This is a genomic window from Burkholderia sp. MSMB1588 (genome assembly GCF_001546925.1).
Classification (GTDB): domain Bacteria; phylum Pseudomonadota; class Gammaproteobacteria; order Burkholderiales; family Burkholderiaceae; genus Burkholderia; species Burkholderia humptydooensis.
Genome location: NZ_LNJS01000001.1, coordinates 1600651 through 1614035 on the forward strand (window position 1 = coordinate 1600651; position 13385 = coordinate 1614035).

15 protein-coding genes and 1 tRNA gene are annotated in these 13385 nt (G+C 67.4%); 8 read left to right on the top strand and 8 right to left on the bottom strand.

The genetic code is table 11. The features are described 5' to 3' along the window. Positions 1–32 precede the first annotated feature (32 nt). From rlmB to WS92_RS19115, 5 genes are all read left to right on the top strand, one after another. On the top strand, positions 33–776 hold the full coding sequence (gene rlmB, locus WS92_RS19095) for a 23S rRNA (guanosine(2251)-2'-O)-methyltransferase RlmB (RefSeq protein WP_006026588.1): 744 nt from the start codon (positions 33–35) through the stop codon (positions 774–776). Positions 777–902: 126 nt separating this feature from the next. Beyond that, positions 903–1802 (top strand): N-acetylmuramoyl-L-alanine amidase, encoded by a 900-nt coding sequence (locus WS92_RS19100; protein WP_059934221.1) that lies wholly within the window; start codon positions 903–905, stop codon positions 1800–1802. 159 nt (positions 1803–1961) lie between these two features. After that, positions 1962–2657, top strand: coding sequence for a ribose-5-phosphate isomerase RpiA (gene rpiA / locus WS92_RS19105; protein WP_015602053.1), 696 nt, complete (start codon positions 1962–1964; stop codon positions 2655–2657). 339 nt (positions 2658–2996) lie between these two features. Next, positions 2997–3710 carry a FadR/GntR family transcriptional regulator gene (locus WS92_RS19110; RefSeq protein ID WP_009912568.1) on the top strand — a complete coding sequence of 238 codons (714 nt, stop codon included), beginning with the start codon at positions 2997–2999 and terminating at the stop codon, positions 3708–3710. A gap of 102 nt (positions 3711–3812) precedes the next feature. Further along, positions 3813–4796: a Gfo/Idh/MocA family protein gene (locus WS92_RS19115; RefSeq protein ID WP_009912567.1), complete on the top strand. Its 984-nt coding sequence runs from the start codon at positions 3813–3815 to the stop codon at positions 4794–4796. A 65-nt stretch (positions 4797–4861) separates the two neighbouring features. Here WS92_RS19115 and WS92_RS19120 read toward each other — a convergent pair whose 3' ends face one another. From WS92_RS19120 to WS92_RS19150, 7 genes are all read right to left on the bottom strand, one after another. After that, entirely contained in the window at positions 4862–5521 is a 660-nt protein-coding gene (locus WS92_RS19120) for an amino acid ABC transporter permease (RefSeq protein ID WP_015600753.1), read from the bottom strand. A 142-nt stretch (positions 5522–5663) separates the two neighbouring features. Next, entirely contained in the window at positions 5664–6458 is a 795-nt protein-coding gene (locus WS92_RS19125) for a cystine ABC transporter substrate-binding protein (protein WP_006026594.1), read from the bottom strand. Between the two features lie 109 nt (positions 6459–6567). Next, positions 6568–7605, bottom strand: coding sequence for a quinone-dependent dihydroorotate dehydrogenase (locus WS92_RS19130; RefSeq protein WP_009912565.1), 1038 nt, complete (start codon positions 7603–7605; stop codon positions 6568–6570). A 106-nt stretch (positions 7606–7711) separates the two neighbouring features. Then, positions 7712–8542, bottom strand: coding sequence for an arginyltransferase (locus tag WS92_RS19135; protein WP_015600343.1), 831 nt, complete (start codon positions 8540–8542; stop codon positions 7712–7714). A gap of 33 nt (positions 8543–8575) precedes the next feature. Next, positions 8576–9343: a leucyl/phenylalanyl-tRNA--protein transferase gene (gene aat / locus WS92_RS19140; protein WP_015601105.1), complete on the bottom strand. Its 768-nt coding sequence runs from the start codon at positions 9341–9343 to the stop codon at positions 8576–8578. 8 nt (positions 9344–9351) lie between these two features. Then, positions 9352–9897: an NUDIX hydrolase gene (locus WS92_RS19145; protein ID WP_006026598.1), complete on the bottom strand. Its 546-nt coding sequence runs from the start codon at positions 9895–9897 to the stop codon at positions 9352–9354. A gap of 376 nt (positions 9898–10273) precedes the next feature. Then, positions 10274–10350: transfer RNA gene (locus tag WS92_RS19150), tRNA-Met, on the bottom strand. Positions 10351–10606: 256 nt separating this feature from the next. Here WS92_RS19150 and WS92_RS19155 point away from each other — a divergent pair. From WS92_RS19155 to WS92_RS19165, 3 genes are read left to right on the top strand one after another with little or no spacing between them, the layout of a single operon-like run. Beyond that, on the top strand, positions 10607–11104 hold the full coding sequence (locus tag WS92_RS19155; RefSeq protein ID WP_006026599.1) for a heme-degrading domain-containing protein: 498 nt from the start codon (positions 10607–10609) through the stop codon (positions 11102–11104). 4 nt (positions 11105–11108) lie between these two features. Further along, positions 11109–11447 (top strand): DMT family transporter, encoded by a 339-nt coding sequence (locus WS92_RS19160; protein ID WP_006026600.1) that lies wholly within the window; start codon positions 11109–11111, stop codon positions 11445–11447. A gap of 27 nt (positions 11448–11474) precedes the next feature. Further along, positions 11475–12617, top strand: a complete 1143-nt coding sequence (locus tag WS92_RS19165) for an enoyl-CoA hydratase/isomerase family protein (RefSeq protein ID WP_059934223.1) — start codon at positions 11475–11477, stop codon at positions 12615–12617. A 298-nt stretch (positions 12618–12915) separates the two neighbouring features. On the opposite strand, the gene WS92_RS19175 is transcribed toward WS92_RS19165, so the two are convergent. Then, complete coding sequence (locus tag WS92_RS19175) at positions 12916–13380, bottom strand: hypothetical protein (protein WP_006026602.1); 465 nt, start codon at positions 13378–13380, stop codon at positions 12916–12918. Between the last annotated feature and the right edge of the window lie 5 nt (positions 13381–13385).

A 13385-nucleotide genomic window follows, 5' to 3' on the forward strand; every position in this document is an offset into this window, starting at 1 on the left:
ACCGGGCGTTTTGATCGAAGGTTGTTCCAGCCATGTCACGTCTGAAGGTTCTCTACGGTTTTCATGCTGTGACCGCGCGCATGCGGCACGATGCGTCGACGGTCGCGGAGGTGTTCTACGATTCGACGCGCCGCGATCGCCGGATGCAGGATTTCCTGCATGCGGCGAAGGAAGCGGGCGTGCGCCTCATCGCCGCCGACGAGACGCGGCTCTGGGGGCTCGCGCATACCGAGCGCCATCAGGGTGTCGTCGCGCGCGTCGAGGATCTGCCGCTCGCGCAGAACCTTGCCGAGCTGCTCGACGGGATCGAAGGGCCCGCGCTGTTGCTCGTGCTCGACGGCGTGACCGATCCGCACAACCTCGGCGCATGCCTGCGCGTGGCCGACGCGGCGGGCGCGCACGCGATCATCGCGCCGCGCGACCGCGCGGCCGGCCTGAATGCGACCGCGGCGAAGGTCGCGAGCGGCGCGGCCGACACGGTGCCGTACATCACGGTGACGAATCTCGCGCGGGCGCTGCGCGAGCTGAAGGACGCGGGCGTGTGGGTGATCGGCACGTCGGACGACGCGACGGCGAGCCTGTACGACACGAAGCTCGACGGCCCCGTCGCGCTCGTGATGGGCGCGGAAGGCGAGGGCATGCGGCGCCTGACGCGCGACACGTGCGACGAAGTGATGTTCATTCCGATGGCGGGGAGCGTCGAGAGCCTGAACGTGTCGGTCGCGAGCGGCGTGTGCCTGTACGAAGCGGTGCGCCAGCGGCGCGCGAAGCAGTGAGCGCGCGCCGCTTTCGCAAAGGAGACACGAAACGCGCAGGAATGGGGTCGACGAAGCGTCTAGAATGAAGCGCTCGTGCCGGGACGCCCGTCCCGGCGACCGTCGATTCACCGAGCCGCCGTCATCATGAAATTTTCTCTGCGTCATACGCTTCTCGCGAGCCTCAGCGTGCTCGCCACTGCCTGTACGACGCCCACGCTCGTCAATCACGGCGACTACTACGCCGACACGAGCCTTCCCGCGCGCAGTGTCGATTCGCGCATCCGCTTCCTCGTCATGCACTACACCGAGATCGGCGAGGCGCAGTCGCTGCGCGTGCTGACGCAGGAAAACGTCAGCGCCCATTACGTCGTGCCCGACGCGCCACGCACCGAGCGGGGCGCGCCCGTCGTCTATCAGCTCGTGCCGGAAAGCGAGCGCGCGTGGCACGCGGGCGTGAGCGCGTGGCAGGGCACGACCGAGCTGAACGGTGTGTCGATCGGCATCGAGAACGTGAACCGCGGCCCGATCGATACGCCGCACGGCCGCATGTGGGCGCCGTATCCGCCCGCGCAGGTCGACGCGATCGTTCGGCTTGCGAAGGATATCGTCACCCGCTACCAGATTCCGCCGACGCGCGTCGTCGGCCACAGCGACATTGCGCCGCAGCGCAAGATCGATCCAGGCCCGCTGTTCCCGTGGCGCGCGCTCGCGAAGGCGGGCGTCGGCGCGTGGCCGGACGACGAGACGGTGGCCGCGCGCCTCGCCGGCCGTCCGCCGAAGTCGCTCGTCGACGTGCGCGAACTGCAGTTGAAGCTCGCGCGCTACGGCTATGACATCGCGACGGACGGCGTGCTCGACGACCGCACGCAGCGCGTGTTCGCCGCGTTCCAGATGCATTTCCGGCCGACGGATTACGCGGGCAATCCGGATGCGGAAACCGACGCGATCGCGCAAGCGCTGCTCGACAAGTACATGCCGTCGCAGCCGGCGCCCGAGCGCGACGCGGCGGCGGTCGATGTGGCGAGCGGCGTGGCCGCGCAGTGAGCGCATCGGGCGCTCGGAAAGTCGAACGGCGGTGCGGCTGAACGATTCTCAATCTGAACAACGGCAGCGGCGGCGCCGCCGCCGCAACGAAAATATCCGTCGGACGGAGCGACTCCGGTAAACTTGCGTTTTCCGTACTTCGATTGCTTGACGCTTCTCATGACACAAGACGAACTCAAACGCCTCGTCGGCGAGGCCGCTGCCCGATACGTGACCGACAACGTGCCGCAAGGCGCGGTGATCGGCGTCGGCACGGGCTCGACCGCCAACTGCTTCATCGACGCGCTCGCGGCCGTCAAGGACCGCTATCGCGGCGCGGTGTCGAGTTCGGTGGTGACGACCGAGCGTCTGAAGTCGCACGGCATCAAGGTGTTCGATCTGAACGAGATCGAATCGCTGCAGGTGTATGTCGACGGCGCCGACGAGATCGACGAAAGCGGCGCGATGATCAAGGGCGGCGGCGGCGCGCTCACGCGCGAGAAGATCGTCGCTTCGGTCGCCGAAACGTTCGTCTGCATCGCGGACGCGAGCAAGCGCGTCGCGGTGCTCGGCCAGTTCCCGCTGCCCGTCGAGGTCGTGCCGATGGCGCGCACCGCGATCGGCCGCCGGCTCGCCGCGCTGGGCGGCGTGCCCGTGCTGCGCGTGAAGCAGGACGGCGCGCCGTACGTCACCGACAACGGCAACGAGATCCTCGACGTGAAGGGCCTGCGGATCGACGATCCGCGCGCGCTGGAAGCGACGGTCAACGGCTGGCCCGGCGTCGTGACGGTCGGCCTGTTCGCGCAACGCGGCGCGGATCTCTGCCTGCTCGGCACCGAGCATGGCGTAGAGACGCTCCGTTATGCGACGCGTTAAATAAATCATTCAAGAATGAATTCGATGCGCTAAAGCAATAAAGTCGGTTAAATCCAATCATAAAAAAAAGTGGATTGCCGACGCTTTCGCGTACCGTTCGATCCGAGGTCCAGCAAGCTTGCAACAAGCTTGCTGGACCTATTTTTTTAGGGCTGTTTTTTCTGGATATAGTAAGAGGGATTACCCTGTCAGGTGTTTACCAGATAGCGGAATTGCGACGAACTCAGCAACGTATCGTTCATAAGAACAAAGGCTGATAGTCGTGTCATTTCGATACAGAGGGCCGGCGAGACTGCGAGGGCATTGTGCCAACACAGGTGATGTTCGGGGAGAGGTCTCATGGAGCAGGGAAAGGACCGGTCACTGGTCAGTAAAGTGATGGATGGGCTTGTCACGGGAATTGTCGAGGACAAGTATGGCGGCGTGCTGCCGCCGCAGGACGTGCTGTCGAAAGAGTTCGACGTCAGCCGCACCGTGATGCGTGAAGCGCTCTCGATGTTGCTTGCGCGCGACATGCTGGACGTGCGTCCGAAGGTCGGCACGCGCGTGCGGCCGATGAGCCACTGGAGGATGATCGACGAAGATGTCGTGAACTGGCGTTTCCGGGCGAAGCCCGATCGGCAGTTCATCCGCGACGTGATCGAATTCCGGACGCTGATCGAGCCGCGTGCGACCGCGCAGGCGGCGAGTCGCGCAACGGCGGCGGAAATTGCCGGGATCAGGGAGGCATACGAGCTGTTCAAACTGGCCGAGCCGGGAACGCCGGCCTACGACGAGGCGGATGAGCTGCTGCATACGCGGATCGTGCATGCGAGCGGCAATCAGTTCTTCCAGCAAATGGCGGCGATCATCCGCGGCGCGCTGCGTGTCGTGAATCCGCGGATGAGCCAGCGCAACGACATTCGCGCGCTCGCGCTCAAGTCGCACGGGCGCGTCGTCGACGCGATCGAGCGGCGCGACGCGCGCGACGCGGAAGCGGCCGCGCTCGAGCTGATCGACTACACGGCGGAGGAGATGCGCGACTTCGCGGTCGACGTGCCCGAACGCAATTGAGCGCTGCGCCGTGTCGCACGCCGCTGGCCGGCCGTTTATCATGACGGCCGGCCGGGCCGCGAGCCCGACGCCGGACTCTCTCAGCGACACGGAATGGATTCGATGACCGATTATCAACCGACGCCGATTCGCTTCGGCATCGTCGGCGCGGGCAGCATCGCGCGCCGGTTCGCCCAGAGCCTCGCGCACGTGCGCGGCGCCGAGCTGTCGCGCATCTGGGCGCGTCGCGCCGATGCGGCCGCCGCGTTCTGCGCGGCGCATGGCGGCGCGCCGTGCGATAGCGTCGACGCGCTCCTCGCGTCCGACATCGATGCCGTCTACATCGCGACGCTGAACGACAGCCACGCGCATTACGCGCTCGCGGCGTTCGCGGCCGGCAAGGCGGTGCTCTGCGAAAAGCCCGCGACCGTCAACGCGCGCGAGCTCGAGGCGGTGCTCGCCGCCGCGCACGCGGGCAAGCGCCTGTTCATGGAGGCGATGAAGCCGCCGTTCTATCCGCTATACCGGAAGCTGCGCGCGCATCTCGAACGCGATCCGATCGGCGAGGTCGCGCTCGTGCGCGCGGGCTGCGCGTCGTCGACGGTGCCGGCCGATCATCCTGTCTACCGTTTCGAGCAGGCGGGCGGCGCGCTGCTCGACATCGGCATCTACGAGATGTTTCTTGCGGTCGACTGGCTCGGCGCGCCGCTCGACGTGCAGACGCTGGGCCGCGTCGGCGCGACGGGCGTCGACGTGTTCGCGAGCGTCAACGCGCGGCACGAGCGCGGCGTGTCGCAACTGTTCTGCGGGCTCGACGTGATGGGGCGCGGCGACGCGCTGCTCGCGGCGGCGGGCGGCTATGTGACGATTCACGAGAACTGGTGGAATCCGGCGCGCGCGACGATCCGCTACGCGGATGGCCGCATCGTCGAGCTCGACGAGCCGTTCGACGGCGGCGGCCTCAATTACGAGATCGCGCACTTCTGCGATCTGCTGCGTGCGGGCGAGCTCGAAAGCCCGGTGATGACGCACGATCATTCGCGGCGGATGATCGCGATGACGGACGCTGCGCGTGCGGCGCTCGGCGTGCGCTATCCGATGGATTGATGGGCGCTGCGCTTAGCGCGTGGCGTGTGCCGCCGCCCGCCGCGCCGAGCAATGCGCGATCCCGCTCAATGCCGGCTCGGCAGCGTGAGCCGCTGCTCGTACCAGCGCTGCACCCATTCGAGGATCTGGCACAGCACCCAGTAGACGCCCGCCGCGGCGAGATAGAGCGGCAGCGGCTGATAGGTCGACGCGATGATTTCCTGCGCGCTGCGCAGCAGCTCGGTGACGGTGATCACCGACACGAGCGACGTGTCCTTGATCAGGCTGATGAGGCTGTTCGACAGGCTCGGCACGGCGATCCGCAGCGCCTGCGGGCCGATCACATAGTGCAGCGTCTGCCGCCACGACAGCCCGAGGCTGTACGCGGCGAGCCACTGCCCCTTGTCGATCCCGTTGATCGCGCCGCGCATGCTTTCGGACATGTAAGCGGCGACGTTCGCGGACAGCGCGATCACGCCGGCGGGCGTCGGATCGAGCGACACGCCGAGGCTTGGCAGTCCGTAATAGACGACGAAGATCTGCACGAGGAGCGGCGTGCCGCGCATCACGCTCACGTACGCGCGCGCGAGGCCGGCCAGCGCCCGGTTGCGGCCGATGCCCATCAGCGCGAGCACGACGGCGCCGACGAGCCCGAACAGCATCGACAGCACGGCGAACTTGACGGTCAGCAGCGCGCCCTGGAGCAGAACCGGGAGCGATTGGGCGAGGAGGGAAGTGATCGGCATGTGAAGCGGAGACGAGGCGTGAGCGAAAGCGCAATCATGAAAGCGCAATCATAAACCGGGCGCGCAATGCAAAGGGCGGCACCGTTGCGAATGCCGCCCTCGTTCGCCGCCGGATGAGGCGGCGAGGCTACGAATTACACGCTCACTTGACGGGCTTCGTCACGTCGATGCCGAACCACTTGTCGGAGATCTTCGTGAACGTGCCGTCGGCCTCGAGTTGCGTCATCGCGTCGGCGATCGCCTTCGCGAACTTCGGATTGCCCTTCTTGAACGGAATGCCGGACGGGTTCGCCGAGCCGACGTTCGCGCCCGGGCGCAGCGGCAACTGCGAGTTCTTCGTCAGGTACGCGAGCATCAGGCGATCGTTGAGCGCCGCGTCGAGCCGGCCCGCCGCGAGGTCGCGCAGGTATTCGGGCGCGCCCGGATACGTCTTCACGTCGACGCCGGGCACCGATTTCGCCATGTCCATGTAGTTCGTGCCGAGCGCGACGCCGAGCTTCTTGCCCTTCAGGTCCTCGAGCGATGTGAACTGGCGCGTGTCGTCCTTGCGCTGGATGAGCTGCGCGGACGAGAACGTGTACGCCGGCGAGAAGTCGAGCGTCTGCTTGCGCTGGTCGGTGATGCCGACCTGGTTGACGATCACGTCGAACTTGCCCGCCTGCAGGCCCGCGATGATGCCGCTCCATTCGGTCGTGACGAATTCGGGCTTCACGCCGAGCTTCGCGGCGACCGCCTTCGCGATGTCGACGTCGAAGCCGACGAGCTCGCCTTGCGGGTTCTTCGAGTTGAACGGCGGGAACGTGCCTTCGAGGCCGATCCGCAGCGTGCCGCGTTGCTTGACTTCGTCGAGCAGATCCGCCGCGTGCGCGGTGGCGGCGACGAACGACGCGCCGATCAGGCCGGCGACCAGAAGCTTCTTCAGCGACGCAATTTTCATCGTGTTGTTTCCTTGCCTGGGAGAGGGCCTTCGACGAGGCCTTGAAATCGATCGCCCGATGATAGCGAAATAACAATCGATATCTAAATATTGTTTGTTTATTTCTATATCACCGCGTTTGCCCGAGAGCGATCGCCTTCACGCATTCGGCGACGAGCGCCGGACCGCGATAGATGAAGCCCGTGTACAACTGGACGAGCGACGCGCCCGCCGCGAGTTTCGCACGCGCGTCATCGCCCGAGAAGATGCCGCCCACGCCGATGATCGGCACGGCGTCGCCGAGCTCCGCGCGCAGCTTGCGGATCACCGCGTTCGACGCGTCGAACACGGGCCGCCCGGACAGCCCGCCTGCTTCGTCGGCGTGCGGCAGGCCCTTCACCGCGTCGCGCGACAGCGTGGTGTTGGTTGCGATCACGCCCTCGATGTCGTGGCGAAGCAGCGTCGCGGCGATTTCCTTCACCTGCTCGTCGTCGAGATCGGGCGCGATCTTCAGCGCGAGCGGCACGAGCTTGCCGTGCAGATCGGCGAGGCGCTGCTGCTTGTGCTTCAGCGCGGCAAGCAGCGCGTCCAGCTCGCCCGCGCCTTGAAGCTGGCGCAGATTCTTCGTGTTCGGCGACGAGATGTTGATCGTCACGTAGCTCGCGAACGGGTAGACGCGCTCGAGGCAGTACAGATAATCGTCGGCCGCGCGCTCGATCGGCGTGTCGGCGTTCTTGCCGATGTTCAGGCCGAGCACCCCGCGGTAGCGCGCCGCCTGCACGTTCTTCACGAACTGGTCGACGCCGCTGTTGTTGAAGCCCATCCGGTTGATGATCGCGCCGGCCTCGGGCAGCCGGAACATCCGCGGGCGCGGGTTGCCGGGCTGCGCGCGCGGCGTGACCGTGCCGACCTCGATGAAGCCGAAGCCGAGCGCGGCGAAGCCGTCGATCGCCGCGCCGTCCTTGTCGAGGCCGGCCGCGAGCCCGACCGGATTGCGGAACGTGAGCCCCATCACGGTGCGCGGCGCGTCGGGCACGCGAGGCGACAGTGCGCACGCGAGACCGGTGCGGCCCGCGGCGCCGAGCATGCGCAGGGTCAGATGATGAGCATCTTCCGCATCCATCTTGAAGAGGGACGCGCGGGCAAGCGGATAGAGGGAGCTGAACACGAAAAGGGGCGGCGGCAGCCGAAAAATTGACAACCCGTCATTTTAGCCGAGAAGCGCCGGCGCGCCTTCGTCGGGCGGCGCGGCGGCGGATGCGGCCGCGCGGCTTTCAGCGCGTGCCCGAATGGCCGCCCGGCAACGGCGCGCGCGCGAAGGCGGCGTCGACGGGCGGCAGAACGGCGAGCGTCGGGTCGAGCACTTTCCAGCGGCCGTCGATGAGCCCTTCGAGCGGATGGAAGTTCGCCTTGTAAGCCATCTTCGGGCTTTCGCGGATCCAGTAGCCGAGATAGACGTATGGCAGGCGCAGGCTCTTCGCCTGCTCGATCTGCCAGAGGATGTTGTAGGTGCCGTAGCTCGCGTGCGGCTCGTCCGGATCGAAGAACGTGTAGACGGACGACAGGCCGTCGCCGAGGATGTCGATCATGCTGACCATTCGCAGCGCGCTCGCGCCGTCCTCGGCCGGATCGAGATCGCGGAATTCGACGAGCCGCGAGTTGATCCGGCTCTGCAGCAGGAATTGTTCGTATTGATCGCGGCTGTCGCGGTCCATGCCGCCGCCCGCGTGGCGCGCCGATTGATAGCGCATGTAGAGCGCGTAGTGCTCTTCGTCGTAGTGGAGCGGCGACACCGTCGCGACGAGCGCGCGGTGGCGCTTCCATGCGCGCCGCTGCGCGCGGTTCGGCGCGAATGCGTCGACGGGCACGCGCACCGGCACGCACGCGCGGCAGCCGTCGCAGTACGGGCGGTACGTGAACACGCCGGAGCGGCGAAAGCCCGCCTTCACGAGCTCGGTGTAGATGTCGGAATTGATCAGATGGCTCGGCGTCGCGACTTGCGAGCGCGCAATGCGCCCGTCCAGATAACTGCACGGGTAGGGGGCCGTTGCATAGAATTGCAACGCCGAAAGCGGTGAAAGCGGCAGCTCAGTGGGATGAGTCATGGGCAGCTCTCGATGTATTGATGTTTTGCCGCGCTAACGATCGAACGCTTCCGCTGCCGTCGCCGAAGCGGCCTGGCCGAGCAATCCGGCGACGACGGTCTTGTCGAACCGCCAGGGTATCGGCGGCTCGGCGACGGCGCGGCGCACGTGCGCGACGAACGCCTTGCGCGCGATCTCGCGGCCGCCGAGCGACGCCAGATGCGACGTATTCTGCTGGCAGTCTATCATTTCCACCCGGTGCTCGCGCAGGTGCGCGACGAGCGCGGCGAGCGCGATTTTCGACGCGTCGCTGACGTCCGCGTACATCGATTCGCCGAAGAACATCCGGCCGAACGACACGCCGTAGAGGCCGCCCACGCGGCGGCCGTCGAGCCAGGTTTCGATGCTGTGCGCGTCGCCCGCGCGGTGCAGCGACGAATACGCGTCGATGATCTCCGCGGTGATCCACGTGCCGCGCTGCCCGCGCCGCGGCGCCTGCGCGCAGGCGCGCATCACGCCGGCGAAGTCGCAGTCCACGCGGATTTCCCAGCGCGGCTCGCGCAGCACGCGCTTGAGCGTCTTCCTGAAGGTCGCCGAAACCCTGAATTCGGCGGGCACGAGGATCATTCGCGGATCGGGGCTCCACCAGAGCACCGGCTGGCCGTCCGAATACCACGGGAAGATTCCGCGCCGGTACGCGTCGATGAGGCGCGACGGCAGCAGGTCCGCGCTCGCGGCGAGCAGGCCGGGCGCGCCGCTCGCCGCGCCGAGCGCGCGCTCGACGCTCGGAAACGGATCGTCTGGGCCGAGCCAGGGGACCATGCGCGTGCCTAGCCGTTGCGCAGCGAGCGGAAGATGTCGCCCGTGTGGACGCCGTAGTCGCCCGCCTCGCGGTCGGCGAAGAAGAACCGCAGCGTCTGGCTGACGGTCGGGAACGCGATCTCGTCCCACGGAATGTCCGCCTCGTCGAAGAGCCGCACCTCGAGGCTTTCCTCGCCCGCCTCGAACGACGGATCGACAAGGCGCGCCAGGTAGAAGAGATGCACCTGATGGACGTGCGGCACGTTCAGCAGCGTGAAGAGGTTCTGCACCTCGACGCGCGCGCCCGCTTCCTCGAGCGTTTCGCGCGCGGCGGCCTCGGCTGTCGTCTCGCCCATCTCCATGAAGCCCGCGGGCAGCGTCCAGTAGCCGTAGCGCGGCTCGATCGCGCGCCGGCACAGCAGCACCTGATCGCCCCAGACGGGAATCGTGCCCACGACGTTGCGCGGGTTCTGATAGTGGATCGTGCCGCACTGGTCGCAGACGAAGCGCTCGCGATTGTCTCCCGGCGGGATGCGCGCGACGACTTCGTGACCGCAAACGGAACAGAATTTCATAGAAAGGGGATGGGAAATGGTGATGCGAGTGTATCACCGGGCGAGGGCATTCTCGTGCGCGCGAAGTCGAGCGGCGCCAAGCGGGCGGGCGCGGCGGCGCTGCCGGTTCGCGGGGCCGAGTGCGATCGCGATTTTTGTTTCGCGCTTTTCGTCTCGCATTTTCGCGCCGCCTCCCGCATCGTCTTTCGCTCGTATCGCAGCTCGTCTTGTGCCGGTCGCATGCGATGGCGCGCGGATGCAGATCGGCGACGCAATCGCGCAGGCGTTGGAAAAGCAAAAAGCCCACCGTGGAGGGCGGGCTTTCTGATCGGTTTCGACGCGGATTCATCCGTTTTCGCATGCTCGCGCTTGGGGCTTGCCTGCGAAAAAACTGGCTTGGTTGCGGGGGTAGGATTTGAACCTACGACCTTCGGGTTATGAGCCCGACGAGCTGCCAGACTGCTCCACCCCGCGTCCGTCGAAAGATGAAATTATAGGGAGTTACCCGGACAAATGCAACACCTTCCTGATGATTTCCGTTTGCCGACTCGCCCGAGCGGCTCGCCGAACAGCTCGCAAGCAGTGCTGCGCTAGAATCGGACCGTTTATCGGACCGTTCCATCGGGCCGCTTTACCGGCCGCGCCGCAAGGGCCGCGCAGTGCGCATGCCATCCGGGACGGCGCGCGCCTTTTCCTTCCGTATTCCCGCTTTCGTTCGCCTATACGCTTCATGGATATCGCTCTCGATCTGCAGTCGATCGCCGTACAGGAAAAGACCCTCGTGTTCCCGCAGTTCGACGCCGCGCGCGCATGGGCGCTCGGCTCGCAACTGCGCGAACTCGCGCTCGCGCGCGGCCACGCGGTCGCAATCGACGTGCGCACGTTCGGTCAGCCGCTCTTCTTCGCGCTGCTCGACGGCGCGACACCCGACAACGTCGACTGGGCGCGCCGCAAGGGCAACGTCGCCGCGCACTTCAGGCGCAGCTCGTATGCGGTCGGGCTGCGGATGCAGCAGGCGGGCGCGACGCTCGCCGACAAGCACGGGCTGCCTGTCGCCGAATATGCGTCGCACGGCGGCGCGTTTCCGCTGACGGTCGCGGGCGCGGGCGTGATCGGCTCGGTCACGGTGTCGGGGCTGCCGCAGCGCGGCGACCACGAGCTCGTCGTCGAGGCGCTGTGCGCGCAGCTCGGCCACGCGTACGAGACGCTCGCGCTCGCGAGGAGCTGACGCGATGCAACTGCCCGCTTACGCATGGCTCGCGATCGCGATCGTCGCCGAGGTGATCGGCACGTCGGCGCTGCGCGCGGCCGAAGGCTTCACGCGGCTCGGGCCGACGCTCGTCGTCGCCGCGGGCTACGGCACCGCGTTCTATTGCCTGTCGCTGACGCTCAGGAGCATGCCGGTCGGCATCGTGTACGCGATCTGGTCGGGCGCGGGCATCGTGCTCATCACGCTCGTCGCGGTCGTGCTCTATCGGCAGGTGCCGGACTGGCCCGCGATCGTCGGGCTCGCGCTCATCATCTCGGGCGTCGCGGTGCTCAACCTGTTTTCGAACATGCAGGCGCATTGACGGCCGCGCCCGCCCACTTCTCAATGTATGAACGCATTCCATTCCGATTCGCCCAAGGCCGACGTCCGCGCGCACGTCGCGAACCGCATCGGCTTTCTCGAGCTGAACCGCCCGCAGGCGCTCAACGCGCTGTCGACCGGCATGATCCGTGCGCTGCATCGCGCGCTCGACGCGTGGCGCGACGATGCCGACGTGCTCGCGGTCGTGATCCACAGCCCGCATCCGCGCGCGTTCTGCGCGGGCGGCGACGTGCGCTTCTTCCATGACGCGCACCGGCGCGGCGATCAAGCATCGATCGACACGTTCTTCATCGAAGAGTATTCGCTGAACCACGCGATCTTCACGTACCCGAAGCCGTATATCGCGCTGATGCACGGCGTCGTGATGGGCGGCGGGATGGGCATCTCGCAGGCGGCGAAGCGCACGGGTGGGCTGCGCGTCGTCACCGATTCGACGAAGATGGCGATGCCGGAAACGCGCATCGGGCTCTTTCCGGACGTCGGCATGAGCTGGTTTCTCGCGCGCACGCCGGGCGCGCTCGGCCGCTATCTCGCCGTCACGGGCGCGACGCTCGACGCGGCGAGCGCACTGTACGCGGGGCTCGCCGACGCCTATCTGCCGGATGCGGCGCTGCCGGCACTCGTCGACGCGCTGCGCGCCGAGCGCTTCGGCGACGGCGCGGCGGTGACGGCGCGCATCGCGGCCGAAGCCGCGCGGCACGCGCCGGCGCCCGCGCCCGATGCGTCGGCGCTCGCGGCCGCGCGCGCGTCGATCGACCGGCATTTCGCGCAAGCGGACGTCGCCGCGATTGCGGCGTCGCTCGACGCCGAGCACGACGATGCGGTGCGCGCCGCGTGGGCCGACAAGGCGCGCGCCGCGATGCGCGGCGGCTCGCTGTCGCCGCTGTCGATGGCGGTGTCGCTCGAAGTCGTCGAGCGCGCGCGCGGCGCGACGATGGCCGACTGCCTGCGCCGCGATCTCGATCTGACGCGCTCGACGTTCGCGCGCGGCGACGTGATCGAAGGCGTGCGCGCGGTGATCGTCGACAAGGATCACGCGCCGAAGTGGCGCTATCCTGCGATCGCCGACGTGACGGCGGAGGCGGTCGCGGCGATGTTCGAGAGCCCGTGGCGCGCGGACGAGCATCCGCTCAGGAATTTGCATGACTGACGATTTTGCGGATCGCGCGCGGCATCGCGTGTGCGGCATCGCGTGATCGCTTCGCGTTGTTCGAGCGGCGCTCGACAGGCGCGAGCAGGATCGATCCGGACGGTCGCTTCGAACGATCTATTCGCAGAAAAACGATGATCGGTTGGCGCGATGCGGGAGCGTCGATCCGTCGGCGTGCGCGCCGATCGACGCCGACGATCGCGCGATCGTCGGCGCGGATGGCGAGCGATCGCCGCTCCGCGCGGGGCGGCCGGCCGCGCAGCCGAGCGCCGCATCGCGCGCGCCGGGCCGGCGGTGCTCACGCGTCGCCGCCGCCGTCATCGTCCGACATGAACGCGCGCATGAACACGAGCGTGCCCCAGCCCCAGACCGCATTCGCGACGAAGCCGACGACGAGGGGCGGCAGCATGTTGCCGGCGGGCCAGATGCCGCGCAGCGGATCGATCGCGAACACGCGCGCGGCGGTCAGCACGATGCCGCCGAACACGAGCGACGGCACCCACGGCGCCGCGCGCTCGGGCGACACGCGCAACAGCCACGCCATCAGGATCGCCCAGCACGCGCTCATGATCGCGTTCGCGACGAATTCAGGAATGCCGAGCGGTGCGAACGGCGCGGTCGAGAAGCCCGTCGCGTCGATGAGGCCCGCCGTGTGCAAGAGCGCGAGCGTCGCTTCGCGGAAGAAGAGAGCGGCGAGAAAGCCGGACAGAAACGGCAGGATCACTTTCTGCATCGAGAGCGCCACGTGAAGGCGCGGCGCCATGCGGC

Bases quoted from the DNA above. Each gene is read 5' to 3' on its own strand.
- WS92_RS19160 (WP_006026600.1), top strand. From the start codon at position 11,109: ATGCAACTGCCCGCTTACGCATGGCTCGCGATCGCGATCGTCGCCGAG.
- WS92_RS19145 (WP_006026598.1), bottom strand. From the start codon at position 9,897: ATGAAATTCTGTTCCGTTTGCGGTCACGAAGTCGTCGCGCGCATCCCG.
- WS92_RS19175 (WP_006026602.1), bottom strand. From the start codon at position 13,380: ATGGCGCCGCGCCTTCACGTGGCGCTCTCGATGCAGAAAGTGATCCTG.
- rlmB (WP_006026588.1), top strand. From the start codon at position 33: ATGTCACGTCTGAAGGTTCTCTACGGTTTTCATGCTGTGACCGCGCGC.
- rpiA (WP_015602053.1), top strand. From the start codon at position 1,962: ATGACACAAGACGAACTCAAACGCCTCGTCGGCGAGGCCGCTGCCCGA.
- WS92_RS19115 (WP_009912567.1), top strand. From the start codon at position 3,813: ATGACCGATTATCAACCGACGCCGATTCGCTTCGGCATCGTCGGCGCG.
- aat (WP_015601105.1), bottom strand. From the start codon at position 9,343: ATGGTCCCCTGGCTCGGCCCAGACGATCCGTTTCCGAGCGTCGAGCGC.
- WS92_RS19110 (WP_009912568.1), top strand. From the start codon at position 2,997: ATGGAGCAGGGAAAGGACCGGTCACTGGTCAGTAAAGTGATGGATGGG.
- WS92_RS19125 (WP_006026594.1), bottom strand. From the start codon at position 6,458: ATGAAAATTGCGTCGCTGAAGAAGCTTCTGGTCGCCGGCCTGATCGGC.
- WS92_RS19100 (WP_059934221.1), top strand. From the start codon at position 903: ATGAAATTTTCTCTGCGTCATACGCTTCTCGCGAGCCTCAGCGTGCTC.
- WS92_RS19135 (WP_015600343.1), bottom strand. From the start codon at position 8,542: ATGACTCATCCCACTGAGCTGCCGCTTTCACCGCTTTCGGCGTTGCAA.
- WS92_RS19155 (WP_006026599.1), top strand. From the start codon at position 10,607: ATGGATATCGCTCTCGATCTGCAGTCGATCGCCGTACAGGAAAAGACC.
- WS92_RS19165 (WP_059934223.1), top strand. From the start codon at position 11,475: ATGAACGCATTCCATTCCGATTCGCCCAAGGCCGACGTCCGCGCGCAC.
- WS92_RS19120 (WP_015600753.1), bottom strand. From the start codon at position 5,521: ATGCCGATCACTTCCCTCCTCGCCCAATCGCTCCCGGTTCTGCTCCAG.